The following is a 15,277-nucleotide window of genomic DNA, read 5'->3' as shown; positions in this document are numbered from 1 at the left end:
CCACCTCGGACGGGGACGACCAACGACCATCCGGGGGTGACGGCGATGCGGACAAACACCCGCCTCGCCGCCATGGTCGCGTCCGTCGCGGCGACAGCGGTAGCGATCGGCGGCGCGGTGGCCTACCAACAGCGCCCCGTCGCCGACGGCTCAGCAGCGGCACCCCTGTCTCCGCTGACCCCATCGTCACCGCTGACCCCGTCGTCTCCGCTAGGCAGCACACCGACGCCAAGCTCGCCGCGTACTACGCCCACGCCCACGGCCACCTCCACCGCGCCACCCAAGCAGGCGCCGCCGGCGAAGCAAACACTCGCGCCGACGATGACGGCTCCGCCCATCGCGACCGGGCCGGTCAAGGTCGCCGTGGTACCCGCGAAGCTCAGCAAGGGCCGGGCCCCGCAGGTGCCGTACCTGGTCGACCGTGAGGTCCGGGGCGGTAGCGGCTGGACCGACAAGATCCCGAGCACCGATGTGATCCACACGGTCGTCCGCAGAGGCAACGCCGTCTTGGCAACCCTCAGCAGTCAAGCCTCGGCCGGAGACCGGCTCCTCACCATCGAGGACGGCAAGGCGACGTACACCCCCGGCGTCACCTCCCTGGTCGGTTCGCGGAACGGCGCCGCGGCTGCCTACGCGGCGAGGGGCGCCGAGTGGCGCGGCGGTGTCGTCTACTCCGCGGGCTCGAGGTCGGTGCAGAAGCTCGAGGTGCCCGCTGCGGCGTACGAGCTCGAGGTTCTCAGGGTGACCGACCAGGGCAAGGTCTACTTCCACTGGAAGGACTCCCGCAGTGCCCCCTGGAAGCTGTTCGAGTGGCTGCCCGGGCGGGCCGCGACGCAGGTGAAGTCCGTCGCCTCGGCGACGATGGTCTCGGAGGACGGCACGGTGGCCGCCTCCATCTCCGACTCCGCTCCCGGCGAGGCGACTCGAACCTGCTCCACGGTGACTGTGCTAGCGACCGGGAAGCGGCTCTGGCAGACCTGCGAGAGCACGCAGCTGAATTTCACTCCTGACCACTCGGTCACCTTCGGCCGCGGCGGCGCCGGCGATGACGGCACGGCCACCAGGATCACCGCACACGACACGGCCACCGGCAAGGTGATCCGGGAGTGGACGGGACAGTTCCTCGCTGTCCTCGCCGAGGACGACGAGCACCTGCTCATGGTCTTCGACAACGCGGTCAGCCTGGTCAAGAGGTCGATCGTCCGCTGCACCATCTCGACCGGTGCCTGCGAGGCGGCTGTCGGTCCGACCGACAGCCGGCTCGACCTCGGTGGCTGGCGGCCGTGAAGCTCCGTGCCGGCTTGCCTGCCATCTCCACGGTCGCGGTGGTCGTCCTGGCCGTGCTCGGTGGCGGGGTTGTCGCGATCAGGCAGCACCCCACCACGATTCCAGCCGCCAGCGCGGTGCCGCTGCGCGGTGATCCGGCCGAGACGCCGATCAAGCTCGCCGGGCTCCCGGTCGGCCGTACTCCGCAGCTGCCCTATCTCGCCGGCCGGGTGATCAAGGGTGGCGCCGGTGGCGACATCGTCGTACCGGGCAAGCAGAAGATCCTGCAGGCCGTCCGGTACGGCGGTTCGGCCTTCATCCTCCTGCAGACCGGGTCAACCGGCACTGAGCTGACCCGGATCGACAGCATCGACGGGGCCGTCGCCGAACGCATCCCCGACGTCCGCAGCGTTGTCGGTTCAGCGACCCAGGATGCGGTCGCCTACGCGACAGTCCGCAGTACGGGGGGCCGCGTGGTGAAGGGCAGCACTGTCTACTGGCAAGGGCTCGGCATCGACGAGCGTCGGCAGCTGCGGCGCCCCCAGGACTGGCGGTCGACAGTCCTGACCGTGCAGGGCAGCACCGTGTACTTCGCTGCTTCGCCCGGCCCCGCCGTTTCCAAGGCGACACTGCACTCCTGGGACTCGGCCACTGGCCAGGTCACGCCTCTCAAGAGCGTGATGGGCTCGATCATCACCAACCACCAAGGCAAACTGATGGCGATCGCTCCCCGCCGCGCCTGCTCGAACCTGCTGGAGCTGGCGTCGGGGCAGGAGCTCTGGCAGACCTGCGGCTACGCGGTCGGTGGCTTCACCTTCGATGGCACGACGGTCTTCGGTCGGTCGATCCCTGATTCCGAGGACCGCTCGGCCTGGGTCGCGGCCGCCGTTGACGCTCTTACGGGTGAGCTGAAACGCCGCTGGACCGGCGTACGGTTCCTGGCCGGGATTGCGGAGGACGACGACCACCTGCTGCTCGCTGTCGACGACGGAGCCGGGTCGCGGGATGCGATCATCCGGTGCACGATCGGCGGCGGTACCTGCGAAGTGGCGGCCGCGCAATCTGGTCTTCGTCTGTTGGGAGCGCGCTGATGCGGAAGCTGAACACCCTTCCGGCGGTCGTCATCGTCACGGTCGCTGTCCTCGCGGTGGCGGCGGGCGGCGTACTGGCTGCTCAGCGGAGCCCTCGCTCGGAGGGTGGCAGTGCGGCCGCACCGCTGGCACCACCGGCCACCACTCCCCTGGCGAGCCCTGCCAACGTGTCTACTTCGGCACCACCCGCGCTGCCGAACGGGAAGATCACGCTGAAGCTGAGCAAGCTCGGCAAGGGCCGTCCTCCGCAGGTGCCCTACCTGGTCGGCCGCGAGGTCCGCGGTGGAGCCGGTGATCCCGTGAAGATTCCTGGTGCGGAGCCGATCCACTACGTAGCCCGGATGGGCAACTCGGTGCTGGCCGTCCTCGGCACGAACAAGGGCGCGGACCTGCTGCGGTTGGACCCCACCGGCGAGAGCAGGCGCACGCCAGACGTCAGCAGCCTGGCAGTGACCGCCGACGCCACCTCAGCGGCGTACGCGGCACCGCGGATCGCCGAGACGGGCGAGGACCTGGGCGGCGGGACCGTCTACGCCGAGCAGGCCGACGGCACCGTGCAGAAGGTCGCCGTCGGTGGTTTCGGGGTCGAGGTGATCGCCTACCGCTCCGGCACGGTGTACTTCCGCTCAGCGAAGATCCAGACCGGCAAGGCCTGGGAGCTGTACAGCTGGACACCGGGCAATCCCACGGCCGCCCTGGTCAAGACCGTCCCGTCGCCGACCGCCCTGTCGAGCGACGCCACGATCGCCGCCTCACTCGACGTCGCCGCCGACACCTCCAGTTGCTCGGCCGTCGTCGAGGTCGCCACCGGCAAGAAGCTCTGGCGGACCTGCGAGAACGGCCTCGAGGGATTCACCCCTGACGGCCGGACGGTCATCGGCGGACCGACGTACGGCGACGGGTACGGCGCGGCCGCGACCTCGGCGCTGGACGCGCGGACCGGCAAGCTGTTGTACGAGTGGAACGGACTCGCGTTCCTGCAGACGGCCGCCGAGGACGATCAGCACCTGCTCATCCGTGCCGACGACGGCGAAGGCACCAAGGGCGCGATCATCCGCTGCGACGTCACCACGGGCCGATGCGAGCTGGCCACTCCACTGGCCCTCACTCAGGTCTCGATCGGGCAGTAAGGCATCAGGAGCCAGCCATGGAACGAAAGAACGGGCGATTGGTCGCTCTGGTCTCGTCGGTCGCGGTCGCGGCCGTCGTGACCGGCGGAGTGCTCGCCTACCGGCAGGCACCGAATGATGGTGGAGGCTCCTCGGCGGCCCCACTGCCGGGCCAGCCCACACCGAAAGCTTCGGTCAAGACACCGTCCAGGACGCCGGTCCTCACGCCGTCGGCCACCCCGTCGAGCACCCCGACACTCACTTCGCCGAGCACCCCGCCGGTCACCGCTCATCCGGTAGAGATCGAGGTGGACCTCGCCGGCCTCGCCACCGGCCCGGGCACCGACGTGACCCACCTGGCCGGTCGCGAGGTCCGGGGCGGCGGACCGACGGTCAAGATCCCGGGCAGCCAGCGGATCGTGGAATTCGCCCGGCTGGGCAACGGCGTCGTCGCGATGGTCAGGACCGACGGCGGCGGCGACGAGTTGCTCGTCACCGGCACGGGCCAACCGACCAGGCGCATCCCGCACGTCTCCACCCTCGCGGCCGACGAGACGGGCACCGCGGCTGCGTACTCGACGACCGTCGTCAACCCGGACGGCGTCGTCACCAGAGGCGGCTCCGTCCACTACCTCTCGGCGGGCGGTACCGCGAAGACCCTCGCCCTGCCCGGTGACACCTTCGCCCTCCGCGTGGTCGCGGTGCTGGACGGCAAGGTCTACTACAAGTCGACCGACGAGCACGCGGACGTCGAGCGGCTCTACGAGTGGAGCCCGGCGACCACGACGCCGAAACTGGTCAAGGCCATCACCGCGACCGCTGTGCTGTCCAGGGACGGACGGTATGCCACCTCCCACCGCAACGGCCCCAGCAGCGTCTGCCACGCCGTCCGCGTAGTTGCCACCGGCAAGAAACTGTGGGAGACCTGCAAGGCCGATCTGCTGGACTTCACTCCGGACTCCGGCGTCACGATCGGTCGCGGGTACGCCGGCGGCACCGCGATGATCCGCATCACCGCTCAGGACACCAAGACCGGCAAGCTGCTCCATGCCTGGACGGGCTTCTTCGAGAATGTGGTTGCCGAAGACAACCAGCACGTCCTGATCAGCACCGCGGGCGCCACCGGTGCCGCGTTCATCCGGTGCGCGGTCTCCACCGGCGCCTGCGAGTACGCCGTACCACCCGGTGACGCTGAGCTGCGACTCGACTCGAGGATGACGATATGAAGCAGCAGAACGGCCGGCTGGTCGCGTTGGTCGCCTCGGTGGCGGTGGCAGCCGTCGCGATCGGCGGCGTACTCGCGTACCAGCAGAACCCCCAGCAGGGCGACACCGCCGCAGCACCCCTACCCGTCCAGACCCCACCGGCAACCCCGACTCCGACACCACCAAAGACCCCGACCCCCACCCCTGCTGCCACCCCGTCCAGCAGACCCACCCCGTCGAGCGTCCCCAGCAAAGCCCCCAGCAGCACGCCACCTCCGATCACCGGGCCGACCACCATCACGCTGAATGCCGCCAAGCTGCCCAAGGGGCGCGAACCCCAACTGCCGTACGTGTTCGGCCGCGAGGTGCGCGGCGGATCGGGCCCGGTGCGAAAGGTCCCCGGCACCGACCCGATCTACGAGGTCGGCCGGCTCGACAACTCGGTGCTGGTCGTCATCAGCAAAGCGGGGAAGTCGGAACTGCTCAAGCTCAGTGACGGCAGCCCGCGGCGGACCGCCGGGGTGTCGTCGCTGGTGACCACGGTCGACCAGTCCGCGGCGGCGTACGCGGCGGTCAACAGTGACGCGCTGGGCAACGAGACCAGGGGCGGCATCGTCTATTCGGAGACCGGCGGGTCGGTCAAGAGCCTCAAGGTGCCGAACGGCTACAGAATCCGAGTGCTGGCCTACGCGGCCGGGAAGGTCTACTTCCGGTCGGGCGACGGCCCGGATGCCTGGAAGCTCTACGCCTGGACGCCGGGTGCCGCGAAGGCCGATGTCGAGAAGGTGGTCTCGCCGACAGCCGTTTCCCACGACGGCCGGATCGCCGCCTCGGCGCACCTGATCAACGACGCGGGCAGCTGCAGCACCATCCTCGAGATCGCGACCGGAAAGCAGCTTTGGCGCACCTGCGAGAACCAGGTCGTCGGCTTCACGCCGGACGGCGCCACCGCGATCGGTGGACCGGCATACGGGGACGGGTTCTGCTCGGTCGAGCAAGCCGCGCTCGCGGCCGGGAGCGGCCGGCTGCTCCGGGAGTGGAAGGGGTGCTTCCTCGACATCACCGCCGAGGACGACCAGCACTTCCTGATGGTCGCCGTCTTCGATAGTCGCCAGGACGAGAACGCCAGGCGCGCGATCGTTCGCTGCAACTTCATCACCGGCGCGTGCGAACTCGCCACGGCAGCCAGGATCGGCGACCTCGTCCTCCGCCGTTGATGTCTGCCAGCAGCTAACCAGCGGGCTCTGCGCGACCGGCGGCGGCAGACTGCTCCTATGGAGCGAGTGGTGGTGCTGGCGGATGTTCATGGTGTGCTGCCTGCGCTGGAGGTTGTGTTGGCGGAGCCGGATGTTGCAGCGGCCGATGTGATCGTGCTGGCTGGGGATATCGCCAGTGGGCCTCAGCCGGTGGAGACGTTGGACTTGCTGGTGCGGCTGGGCGAGCGGGCGGTGTGGGTGCGGGGTAACGCGGACCGCGAGCTGGTGGAGATGGCCCGTGGCTCCTACCAGGGCGAGCCGCCGGATGAGGTCAGCCCCTGGGCGGCAGCACAGCTCAGGGCCGACCAGGTCGAGCTGCTGGCCGGCCTGCCGACCACGGTCACCATCGGGGACACCTTGTTCTGCCATGCGACGCCCCGCGATGACGAGGAGATGGTGCTGGTCGACAGCCCGATCTCCCGGTGGGCGGACGTGCTCAGCGGCGTACCGGAGGAGATCAGGACGGTCGTCTGCGGGCACACGCACATGCCGTTCGCCCGGCAGGTCGACCGGCGGCTGGTGGTCAACACAGGCAGTGTCGGCATGCCGTACGGCGCACCCGGGGCCAGCTGGGCGCTACTGACTTCGTCCGGCGTCCAGCTTCGTCGTACTGCGCTGCCCTCCACCGCTGCCGACCAGCTCGCCAGGCACTCGTCGTACCCGGGGATCGAGCCCTGGCTGGACGAGTACGTGCGCACCAACTACTCCGACACCGAGGCGTTGGAGGCGTTCAGGCCGCGCTCGGAGGTCTGAGCAGCTACCGTCGGGGGCATGTTCGCGCGGCGACGGAAGCACTTCGGTACCTCGGCCGACAAGGCGACGTACGCGACCCTGCACACCGCTTCCCTGGCCACGCCGAGTCTGCGCGAGGGGTTGACCCCTGCGGCCGCCGGCAAGGCGAGCAAGCATCTGCGCGATCTGCTCGGTACTGCGGCCATCGCCATCTGCGACTCGTCCGGCGTACTGGCCTGGGACGGGGTAGGCGGTCCCTACGAGAGCAACCACCGTCGGGACGCCAAGGCCATCGCGGCCTCCACCCTGCGGAGTGGGCGGACCGCAGTACTGGGTGCTCATGACGTGGCGTGCGGTGATCCGCAGTGCCCGGTCCGTACTGCGGTGATCGCACCCATCGTCACCGAGGACCGGGTAGTTGCCGTGCTGGTCGCGTACAGCCCTCGCTCCTCGGCAGCACTCGTCCGGGCGACCGAAGAGGTGGCCCGCTGGGTCTCTGGTCAGGTGGAGCTCGCCGAGCTCAACAAGGAGCGCACCCGGGCCATGGAGGCCGAGCTGCGGGCGCTCAGGGCGCAGATCAGCCCGCACTTCATCTACAACGCCCTGGCCGCGATCGCCTCGTTCGTCCGGACCGACCCGGAGCGCGCGCGGGAGCTGCTGCTCGAGTTCGCCGACTTCTCCCGGTACGCGCTGCGCCGCGGCGGGGAGTTCACCACGCTGTCCGACGAGCTGCGCAACGTCGAGCGGTACCTGGTCCTGGAGCAGGCCCGGTTCGGCGAGCGGCTCAAGGTCTCGCTGCTGATCGCGCCCGAGGTGCTGTCGGTGGCGATCCCGTTCCTGGTGGTCCAGCCGCTGGTGGAGAACGCGGTCCGGCACGGCCTGGAGGGCACGTCCGGTATCGGCCGGATCACCATCCGTGCCCAGGACCGCGGGCTGGAGGCCGAGATCAGCGTCGAGGACGACGGCGCCGGCAGCGACCCCGAGGTGATCCGGGCCGCGCTGGCGGGTGAGTCGAGCAACGACTCGGTCGGCCTCGGCAACGTCGACGCCCGCCTGCGCCAGGTCTACGGCGACGCCTACGGCCTGGTGGTGGAGACCGCACCCGAGGCGGGCACAAAGGTCAGCTTCCGAGTGCCCAAATACTCCTCAGGGGTGCACGCCTCCGCTTAGTGTGTGGCCATGGCTGACTCTCCTTTGCGTGCGCTCGTCGCCGACGACGAGGAGCCCGCGCTCGCCGAGCTGGTCTATCTGCTGTCCCGGGACCCGCGGATCGGCCCGATCAAGACCGCGTCGAACGGCGCCGACGCGCTGAGGATCCTGCAGGGCGCGGACCTGGATGTGGTGTTCTGCGACATCAAGATGCCGGGCCTGGACGGGATCGATCTGGCGCGGGTGCTGGCCAACTTCAAGAAACCGCCGCAGGTGGTCTTCGTCACCGCCTACGACGAGCACGCGGTCGATGCCTTCGAACTGCGCGCGACCGACTACGTGATGAAACCGGTCCGCGCCGAACGCCTCTCCGAAGCAGTCCGCCGAGTCGTCAACTCCGGTACGCCGCTCGCCGTGGCGCCGCAGGAGGACTCCGAGGACGAGACCATCCCCGTCGAACTCGCCGGCGTCACCCGCTTCGTCCAACGCTCCACCGTCCGGTACGTCGAAGCCCAGGGCGACTACGCCCGCCTGCACACCGGCCAGAACTCCCACCTGGTCCGCATCCCCCTCAGCACCCTCGAGGAACGCTGGCGCGACGCAGGCTTCACCCGAATCCACCGCAGCACCCTGGTCGCCCTGGCCCACGTCGACGAAATGCGCGTAGACAGCGGCCGCTGCTCAGTCCGAGTAGGCGACGACTGGCTCCCAGTAAGCCGCCGCCACACCCGAGAACTCCGCGACCTACTGGTCCGCTCCACCTCCCTGCGAGGCTGAGATGACCACGCCGGAGCCGGTGCCGCGGCGGGTTCGGGTTACCAGCCCGCGGACGAGTGCGGCGCGGCGGACGACTGCTCACACCGGGACCCGGGAGATCGACGAGCAGACCCGGGTCGGCGAGGTCTACATGAACTCGCTGATCCAGTCGCAGCTCCGGCTCGCTCTCGCCGTCATCGCCGGGGCAACCGTCGCGCTCGGCGGGCTGCCGTTGCTCTTCCTCCTCGTCCCCGCCACCCGCACCTTCGCGATCTTCGGCGTACCGCTGCCCTGGGTGCTGCTCGGCGTCGCCGTCTACCCCGTGGTTTATGTTGCCGCCCGCATCTATGTCCGCCAGGCCGAGCGGATCGAGACCGAGTTCACCGAGTTCGTCGGGCGGAAGTAGATGTCCCCGGCAATGAGTCTGACCGCGATCGGTCTGGTGATCGTGGCAACCATCGGGATCGGGCTCTTCGGGCTGCGGATCTCCCGGACGACGAGCGACTTCTACGTCGCCAGCCGGGCCGTCACGCCACGCTGGAACGCCTCCGCGATCAGCGGCGAATACTTGTCGGCGGCATCTTTCCTCGGCGTCGCCGGCCTGGTGCTGGTGAACGGCGCCGACATGCTGTGGTTCTCGGTCGGCTACACCGTCGGCTACCTGATGCTGCTGGTCCTGATCGCCGCCCCGCTGCGTCGCTCCGGCGCCTACACCTTGCCCGACTTCGCCGAGACCCGGTTCGAATCACCCGTCGTACGGCGGATCTGCTCCTTCCTCGTCTTCGGGATCGGCACGCTCTACCTGCTTCCCCAGTTGAGCGGAGCCGGCCTGGCCCTGCAGACGGTGACCGGCGCGCCAACGGCGGTCGGCGCGGCCTTGGTCGCGGTGATCGTGGTGATCAACGTCGCCGCCGGCGGGATGCGCTCGATCACCTTCGTCCAGGCCTTCCAGTACTGGCTGAAGCTCACCGCGCTGGCCACACCGATCTTCGTCATCCTGCTCGCCTGGCGCTCCGCGGATCACCCGGTCGGAGTACTGGAGTCCTTGCACGGCGCGGGTGCTCAGTGGGCCGAACCGTTGTCCCAGGCGGGCGGGCGCGATCACCCGCTGTACGCGACGTATTCGTTGCTCTTGGCCCTTTGTTTCGGAACGATGGGCCTGCCGCACGTCCTGGTCCGCTTCTACACGAACCCGGACGGCCGAGCAGCCCGCCGTACGACGGTCGTCGTGCTGGCCCTGCTCGGTGCGTTCTATCTCTTCCCACCCCTGTACGCCATCCTCGGCCGGAGCTTCGCGCCTGACCTCATCAGCGGGAGCGCCGACACCGTCGTACTCGAACTGCCCGGCCGGATTTTCCCTGGCACAGCAGGAGATCTGCTGGGTGCTCTCGTCGCCGCCGGAGCCTTCGCAGCATTCCTGTCGACCTCCTCCGGGCTGACCGTCGCCATCGCGGGCGTGATCGACCAAGACCTGCTGCGCCACCGGCTGCATCGCTTGACCGGTGGCGACTACCTGGCAGTCAACAGCTTCCGCATCGCTGCGCTGCTTGCGGTATTGGTCCCCTATCTCGCCTTCAACCTCACCGGCGCCCTGAGCCTCGCCGACACCGTCGGCCTGGCATTCGCCGTGGCCGCGTCGACGTTCTGCCCCTTGCTGGTGCTGGGGATCTGGTGGCGCAAGATGTCCACCGTCGGCGCCGCGGCCGGCCTGGTCGTCGGCGGAGTCGCCGCGATCACCGCAGTACTGGTCAACGTCATCGGCCCGCCCTCAGCCGGCTGGCCGAAGGCCCTGATCGGCCAGCCCGCCGCCTGGACGATGCCGCTGGCCTTCCTCACCGTGATCGTCGTCTCCAAGCTCACCCCGCACAAGATTCCCCGCGGCACCGCCCGCAGCATGGTCCGCCTGCACACCCCCGAGGCCGTCGACGTGGACCGCGGCCTGCCACCGGCCTGAACCGTTCGTCGTACGGTTCCGACCGCTCGCCGCAGGTGGGTTCGCCGCCGGTCGAAAGCTGGGGGCCGCTGAGCGCTCGGTGTGGCTGCGTGCTGTTGGTCGGCAGTGAGCTGGACCACAGTACGAGCTGCAACCCTGCGTGCCGGTCATCCGCCCGGCCTGACTACGTCTGGAGGTCCCGCGATGAGCGATACCAGCCGCGCGGCCGGCGATCCAGAACTGACGACGTACCGAGACGTCCAGCTGTCACCGGACTTCTCCGAACTGCGTCGCCGGTTCCGGCGCTTCGTGTTCCCGATGACCGGGCTGTTCCTGGCCTGGTACTTCCTCTACGTCCTGCTCGCCGACTACGCCCCCGGCTTCATGTCCCAGCGGATCGGCGGCAACATCAACGTCGCCCTGGTCATGGGACTCGGGCAGTTCGTCTCCACCTTCGCGATCACGCTGCTCTACGTCCGCTGGGCCGACCAGAAGTTCGACCCGGACGCCAAGCACCTGCGTGACCAGATCGAGGGAGAGACCAAGTGAGCGCGCCAATGATGTTGCCGATGGCAACCACTGTCGGGGACCCCAAGGTCAACATCGCGATCTTCGCGCTGTTCGTGGTGGCCACCCTGGCGATCGTCATCCGGGCCTCCCGCAACAACAAGTCCGCGGCCGACTTCTACGCCGGCGGCCGCTCGTTCACCGGCCCGCAGAACGGCGTCGCGATCGCCGGTGACTACCTGTCCGCCGCATCGTTCCTCGGCATCGCCGGCGCGATCGCCCTGAACGGCTACGACGGCTTCCTGTACTCCATCGGGTTCCTGGTGGCCTGGCTGGTGGCCCTGCTACTGGTGGCCGAGCTGCTCCGGAACACCGGCCGCTTCACGATGGCCGACGTGCTGTCGTTCCGCCTCAAGCAGCGTCCGGTCCGGATGGCCGCGGCCATCTCAACGCTGGGTGTCTGCTTCTTCTACCTGCTGGCCCAGATGGCCGGCGCGGGCGGTCTGGTCGCGCTGCTGCTGGGCATCGACAACCGCGCCGGGCAGAGCCTGGTCATCGCGGTCGTCGGCATCATCATGATCACCTACGTGCTGGTCGGTGGCATGAAGGGCACCACCTGGGTGCAGATCGTCAAGGCGGTGCTGCTGGTGATCGGCGCCGGCATCATGACGATCTGGGTGCTGGCCAAGTACACCTTCAACCTGTCGGCCCTGCTGGGCGCCGCTGTCGACCGCAGCCCGGCGGCCGGTGAGAAGCTGCTCAACCCGGGGCTTCAGTACGGCGCAACGGGGATCAGCAAGCTCGACTTCATCTCACTCGGCCTGGCCCTGGTACTCGGTACGGCGGGCCTGCCGCACGTGTTGATGCGCTTCTACACGGTCCCGAACTCCCGCGAAGCCCGCCGCAGCGTCAGCTGGGCCATCTGGATCATCGGCATCTTCTACCTGTTCACCCTGGTACTCGGCTACGGCGCCGCGGCCCTGGTCGGTCCGGACGCCATCCGGGCAGCTCCGGGCAAGGCGAACTCGGCAGCTCCATTGCTGGCCTACGAACTCGGCGGGGAGATCCTGCTGGGCGTGATCTCGGCGGTCGCCTTCGCCACCATCCTGGCGGTCGTGGCCGGTCTGACCATCACGGCGAGCGCGTCCTTCGCGCACGACATCTACGGTCAGGTGATCAAGAAGGGCCAGGTCTCCGGTGACGGCGAGGTCCGGGTCGCCCGGATCACCGTGCTGGTGATCGGCGCGGTCGCGATCGTCGGCGGCATCTTCGCCAACGGCCAGAACATCGCGTTCCTGGTGGCCCTCGCCTTCGCGGTGGCGGCCAGCGCGAACCTGCCGACCATCCTGTACTCGCTGTTCTGGCGGCGCTTCAACACCCGCGGCGCACTCTGGAGCATCTACGGCGGCCTCGGCTCGGCGATCATCCTGATCGCGTTCTCGCCGGTCGTCTCCGGCAAGGTCGACGCGAAGACCGGTGCCAGCCTGTCGATGATCACCGACACCAGCATCGACTTCAGCTGGTTCCCGCTGGACAACCCGGGCATCGTCTCGATCCCGCTGGCCTTCGTGCTCGGCATCATCGGCACGCTGACCAGCAAGGAAGGCACCAACATCGACCGGTTCGCCGAGATGGAGGTTCGCTCGCTGACCGGCGCCGGCGCCGAGAAGGCGGTCCAGCACTAACCCACCCAAACCTGTCAGGCAGGCCCTGCTGATGTCCCGCGGGCCTGCCTGACAGCACCAATCACTTCAGGGTCGGCCACAACTCCAGGAACGCGATCCGGGAAGCCTCACCCCGCTGCTCCTCCGCAGCGTGCAGCCGCCCGAAGGTGAAGGCGTTACCGCCGTCGAGATACACCTGTACGGCGAGCTCGCGGAGCAGGTCACGCGCCACCACGCTGTCCTGGTGGTCGCCCAGCACCTCCTGGACCTCCTTGGCCCGCGACACCAGCCCGGTCGCCTCGTCACCAAGAACGGCAACGGCCGACTCAGCGGCGTACCGGAGTCGTTTCGAGGCCTTGCGGACCTCGTGCAGCTCGTGATCCTGGGTGGCGGCGTCCTCGGCGGCTTCCATCCGCCGGACGGCCTTGCTCATCCGCTTCCAGTCGTGATCCAGCAGCTCGGGCATCTGCTTGGCGGCCTTGCGCGTCTCGCCGGCCAGCGGCGGGTTGGCGATCAGCTCGTCCAGTGCATCCAGCAGCCGGAAGTACCGCTCGCTCTCCAGCGCTGCCAGCGCCTGCACCCGGCCGGACTTGTAGACCGCGCGCAGATGCGTGTCGATGAAATCGGCGACCTTGCCCATCACCAGCTCGACGGGTTGCGCCTCGACCGCCGTCTTGAAGTGCTCGCGCTGCACCTCCGCGTCGCGCGCGCCACCCAGCTCGCCCGCGAGCCACTTCAGCTCGGCACGGAGCTGGTCGCCGGCCTCCCGATCGACGACCGGCCGGTACGTCGCCAGCGCCGACCGCAGCCGCCGGGTCGCCACCCGCATCTTGTGCACAGCGTCGTGCACGTCGCGACGGACCTCGGGGTCGCGCTGGTGAATCGCCTGCACCTGCTCAAGGGCATAGGCGCGGAACAGGTCGGCCGTGCTCGGCTTCTTGGGCAGCTCCCACTTCTCGCGCGCCGGGACGCGGTCGCCGAGCGCCCGCGCCAGCTTGCTCGGCCCAGTGGCCGGCTTGGCGCCCGCGGCCCGCAGTACGGGCTCGGCGGCTTCGAGCAGGTCCAGCGAGCCGTTGACGAGCTCGATCTCCCACTCCCGCCAGGACTCCTCCGCGCCGTCGACCGTCGAGGTCACGTGGTCGTCGCTGACCTCGGCCAGTACCTCGCCGTCGGCGTCCAGCAGGCGGTGCACGATTCGCCGGGTTTTCAGCGTCACCACCGGGACGAGTTGGTTGTCCCGGGCATGCACCCGGACCGACCGCACGACCTGCAGCGGCACCTTGCTCACGGACCGGCCGAGCGGGTGCTGGATCTCCAGCCGCTCACCCGACGACACCGGCAGCTTCACATGCCAGCCGTCGTCCTCACCGCCGGTCCGGCGGCGCAGCGTCACCTTGGCCGCGGCCAGGTCGAGCGCGGCAGTGTCGAAGTACACGGCCTCGAGACTCAGCTCGACAGGTTGCGCAACGCGGTCGACCCCCGGCAGCTCGTGCAACGCGGGGAAGATCGCGTGCTCGTCGACGTCGTACTTGGTCTCGATCTCGAGTTGCTCAGTCGGCGGCATACCCCCTTGTTTACCAGCCGAGATCAATCCCGCATAACCGGTTCAACCTCAAGATTCACGGCGGCGAGCAACTCCGCCCGCACCCGCTCCAGGTCACGGTCCGGTACGCCGGTCAGCCCTGCCCGCGTCTCCCGCGGGTATGGCTGCCGCCGCCGATTCCCTTCCAGCCCCACGACGAGCAGCACCACGATCAGCCCGAGCACCAGCAAACCCATCACCCCGCTCCTTCCGGAATCAGCGCGACGGCCTTGAAAAACGTGTAGTGAAAGGTGCCTCCCGGCTCAGCCGCGCGTTCGAGGTCCCGGATGCCACGGCGCCACTCGTCGGGGGTCCGCAACCCGGCGGCCAGCGCGCGCTCCCGAACGGACTCGACCATCGCGATGAAGGTCTTCCGGATGAATCCGTCGACCAGGTGCGGCAGGGTCTCGTCGGCGTACACGGTGCACGGTCGCGTTCGTACGTCGTGGTAGCCGGCGGCCTGGAGCAGTGGTTGCACTCGGCGTCCAATCAGGGCGTCGCCTCCAGCCTCGGCCTGGAGGTCGGTCAGGCAGTCGATCAAGGACTGCGCGGCCGTACTGCGCGGGTGGTGGAACGCCGAGTCGTGGTCGCCCTCGATCACCGTGATGTCGCCACCGGGGCGCACGAGGCGGCGCAGTTGCCGCAGTACTCCCTCCGGATCGGCGAGGTGTTCGAGCACGAAGCAGACGAAGAGGTGGTCGAACGAGCCGTCCTCGAACGGAAGGTCGCGCAGGTCGCCGTGGTGCCACTCGACCTCGGCGTACGGCGCGGCTGCAGCGACCCGGGCCTTCGCCTGGGCCAGGGAGTCCTCGGACAGGTCGACGGAGACGAGCCGGATTCCTGGGTTGGCGGTGACGAGCTGCACGGTTTGAGCGCCGACTCCGCAGCCGACTTCGAGCACCCGTGCGCCGGGCGGGTACGTCGTACCGGCGTGCAGGAGACCGGCGAGCGTCTCCGCCTGGTCGGTCAGCCTGCGGGTCTCGTGGGTGGTGTAGCCGTGGACGTAGTCGGTTCCCATAGCTCTAAG

At 69.0% G+C, this 15,277-nt stretch carries 15 protein-coding genes; 12 read left to right on the top strand and 3 right to left on the bottom strand.

The window, feature by feature from the left end; translation table 11 throughout:
* Positions 1-45 precede the first annotated feature (45 nt).
* The 12 genes from ACQPYM_RS03350 (at position 46) to ACQPYM_RS03295 (ending at position 12,689) form a co-directional block, all read left to right on the top strand.
* Positions 46-1,287 carry a hypothetical protein gene (locus ACQPYM_RS03350; protein ID WP_433014574.1) on the top strand — a complete coding sequence of 414 codons (1,242 nt, stop codon included), beginning with the start codon at positions 46-48 and terminating at the stop codon, positions 1,285-1,287.
* Complete coding sequence (locus ACQPYM_RS03345) at positions 1,284-2,357, top strand: hypothetical protein (protein WP_433014571.1); 1,074 nt, start codon at positions 1,284-1,286, stop codon at positions 2,355-2,357. The genes ACQPYM_RS03350 and ACQPYM_RS03345 overlap by 4 nt, the downstream gene beginning before the upstream one ends.
* The gene (locus ACQPYM_RS03340) at positions 2,357-3,487 is read left to right on the top strand and encodes a hypothetical protein (protein ID WP_433014568.1); all 1,131 of its coding nucleotides are present in this window, start codon (positions 2,357-2,359) and stop codon (positions 3,485-3,487) included. Before ACQPYM_RS03345 ends, ACQPYM_RS03340 begins: the two co-directional genes overlap by 1 nt.
* Positions 3,488-3,504: 17 nt before the next feature.
* Complete coding sequence (locus ACQPYM_RS03335) at positions 3,505-4,692, top strand: hypothetical protein (RefSeq protein ID WP_433014565.1); 1,188 nt, start codon at positions 3,505-3,507, stop codon at positions 4,690-4,692.
* Positions 4,689-5,888 (top strand): hypothetical protein, encoded by a 1,200-nt coding sequence (locus ACQPYM_RS03330; RefSeq protein ID WP_433014562.1) that lies wholly within the window; start codon positions 4,689-4,691, stop codon positions 5,886-5,888. Before ACQPYM_RS03335 ends, ACQPYM_RS03330 begins: the two co-directional genes overlap by 4 nt.
* Before the next feature lie 57 nt (positions 5,889-5,945).
* Positions 5,946-6,680, top strand: a complete 735-nt coding sequence (locus ACQPYM_RS03325) for a metallophosphoesterase family protein (protein WP_433014559.1) — start codon at positions 5,946-5,948, stop codon at positions 6,678-6,680.
* Positions 6,681-6,698: 18 nt separating this feature from the next.
* Positions 6,699-7,829: a histidine kinase gene (locus ACQPYM_RS03320; protein ID WP_433014556.1), complete on the top strand. Its 1,131-nt coding sequence runs from the start codon at positions 6,699-6,701 to the stop codon at positions 7,827-7,829.
* A 9-nt stretch (positions 7,830-7,838) separates the two neighbouring features.
* Positions 7,839-8,585 carry a LytR/AlgR family response regulator transcription factor gene (locus ACQPYM_RS03315; protein WP_433014553.1) on the top strand — a complete coding sequence of 249 codons (747 nt, stop codon included), beginning with the start codon at positions 7,839-7,841 and terminating at the stop codon, positions 8,583-8,585.
* A gap of 1 nt (position 8,586) precedes the next feature.
* Positions 8,587-8,970 carry a hypothetical protein gene (locus tag ACQPYM_RS03310; protein WP_433014550.1) on the top strand — a complete coding sequence of 128 codons (384 nt, stop codon included), beginning with the start codon at positions 8,587-8,589 and terminating at the stop codon, positions 8,968-8,970.
* A gap of 12 nt (positions 8,971-8,982) precedes the next feature.
* Positions 8,983-10,518 (top strand): cation acetate symporter, encoded by a 1,536-nt coding sequence (locus ACQPYM_RS03305; protein WP_433014547.1) that lies wholly within the window; start codon positions 8,983-8,985, stop codon positions 10,516-10,518.
* A 183-nt stretch (positions 10,519-10,701) separates the two neighbouring features.
* The gene (locus tag ACQPYM_RS03300) at positions 10,702-11,046 is read left to right on the top strand and encodes a DUF485 domain-containing protein (RefSeq protein WP_433014544.1); all 345 of its coding nucleotides are present in this window, start codon (positions 10,702-10,704) and stop codon (positions 11,044-11,046) included.
* Positions 11,047-11,066: 20 nt separating this feature from the next.
* Positions 11,067-12,689 (top strand): solute symporter family protein, encoded by a 1,623-nt coding sequence (locus ACQPYM_RS03295; protein WP_433014541.1) that lies wholly within the window; start codon positions 11,067-11,069, stop codon positions 12,687-12,689.
* 61 nt (positions 12,690-12,750) lie between these two features.
* On the opposite strand, the gene ACQPYM_RS03290 is transcribed toward ACQPYM_RS03295, so the two are convergent.
* From ACQPYM_RS03290 to ACQPYM_RS03280, 3 genes are read right to left on the bottom strand one after another with little or no spacing between them, the layout of a single operon-like run.
* Positions 12,751-14,232 carry a CHAD domain-containing protein gene (locus ACQPYM_RS03290; RefSeq protein ID WP_433014538.1) on the bottom strand — a complete coding sequence of 494 codons (1,482 nt, stop codon included), beginning with the start codon at positions 14,230-14,232 and terminating at the stop codon, positions 12,751-12,753.
* 23 nt (positions 14,233-14,255) lie between these two features.
* Positions 14,256-14,447 carry a hypothetical protein gene (locus ACQPYM_RS03285; RefSeq protein WP_433014535.1) on the bottom strand — a complete coding sequence of 64 codons (192 nt, stop codon included), beginning with the start codon at positions 14,445-14,447 and terminating at the stop codon, positions 14,256-14,258.
* Complete coding sequence (locus ACQPYM_RS03280) at positions 14,447-15,268, bottom strand: methyltransferase domain-containing protein (RefSeq protein WP_433014532.1); 822 nt, start codon at positions 15,266-15,268, stop codon at positions 14,447-14,449. Before ACQPYM_RS03280 ends, ACQPYM_RS03285 begins: the two co-directional genes overlap by 1 nt.
* Positions 15,269-15,277: the final 9 nt, after the last annotated feature.

Source organism: Kribbella sp. CA-294648 (assembly GCF_050943845.1).
Taxonomy (GTDB): domain Bacteria; phylum Actinomycetota; class Actinomycetes; order Propionibacteriales; family Kribbellaceae; genus Kribbella.
This window is presented reverse-complemented; position numbering and strand designations above follow the sequence as displayed.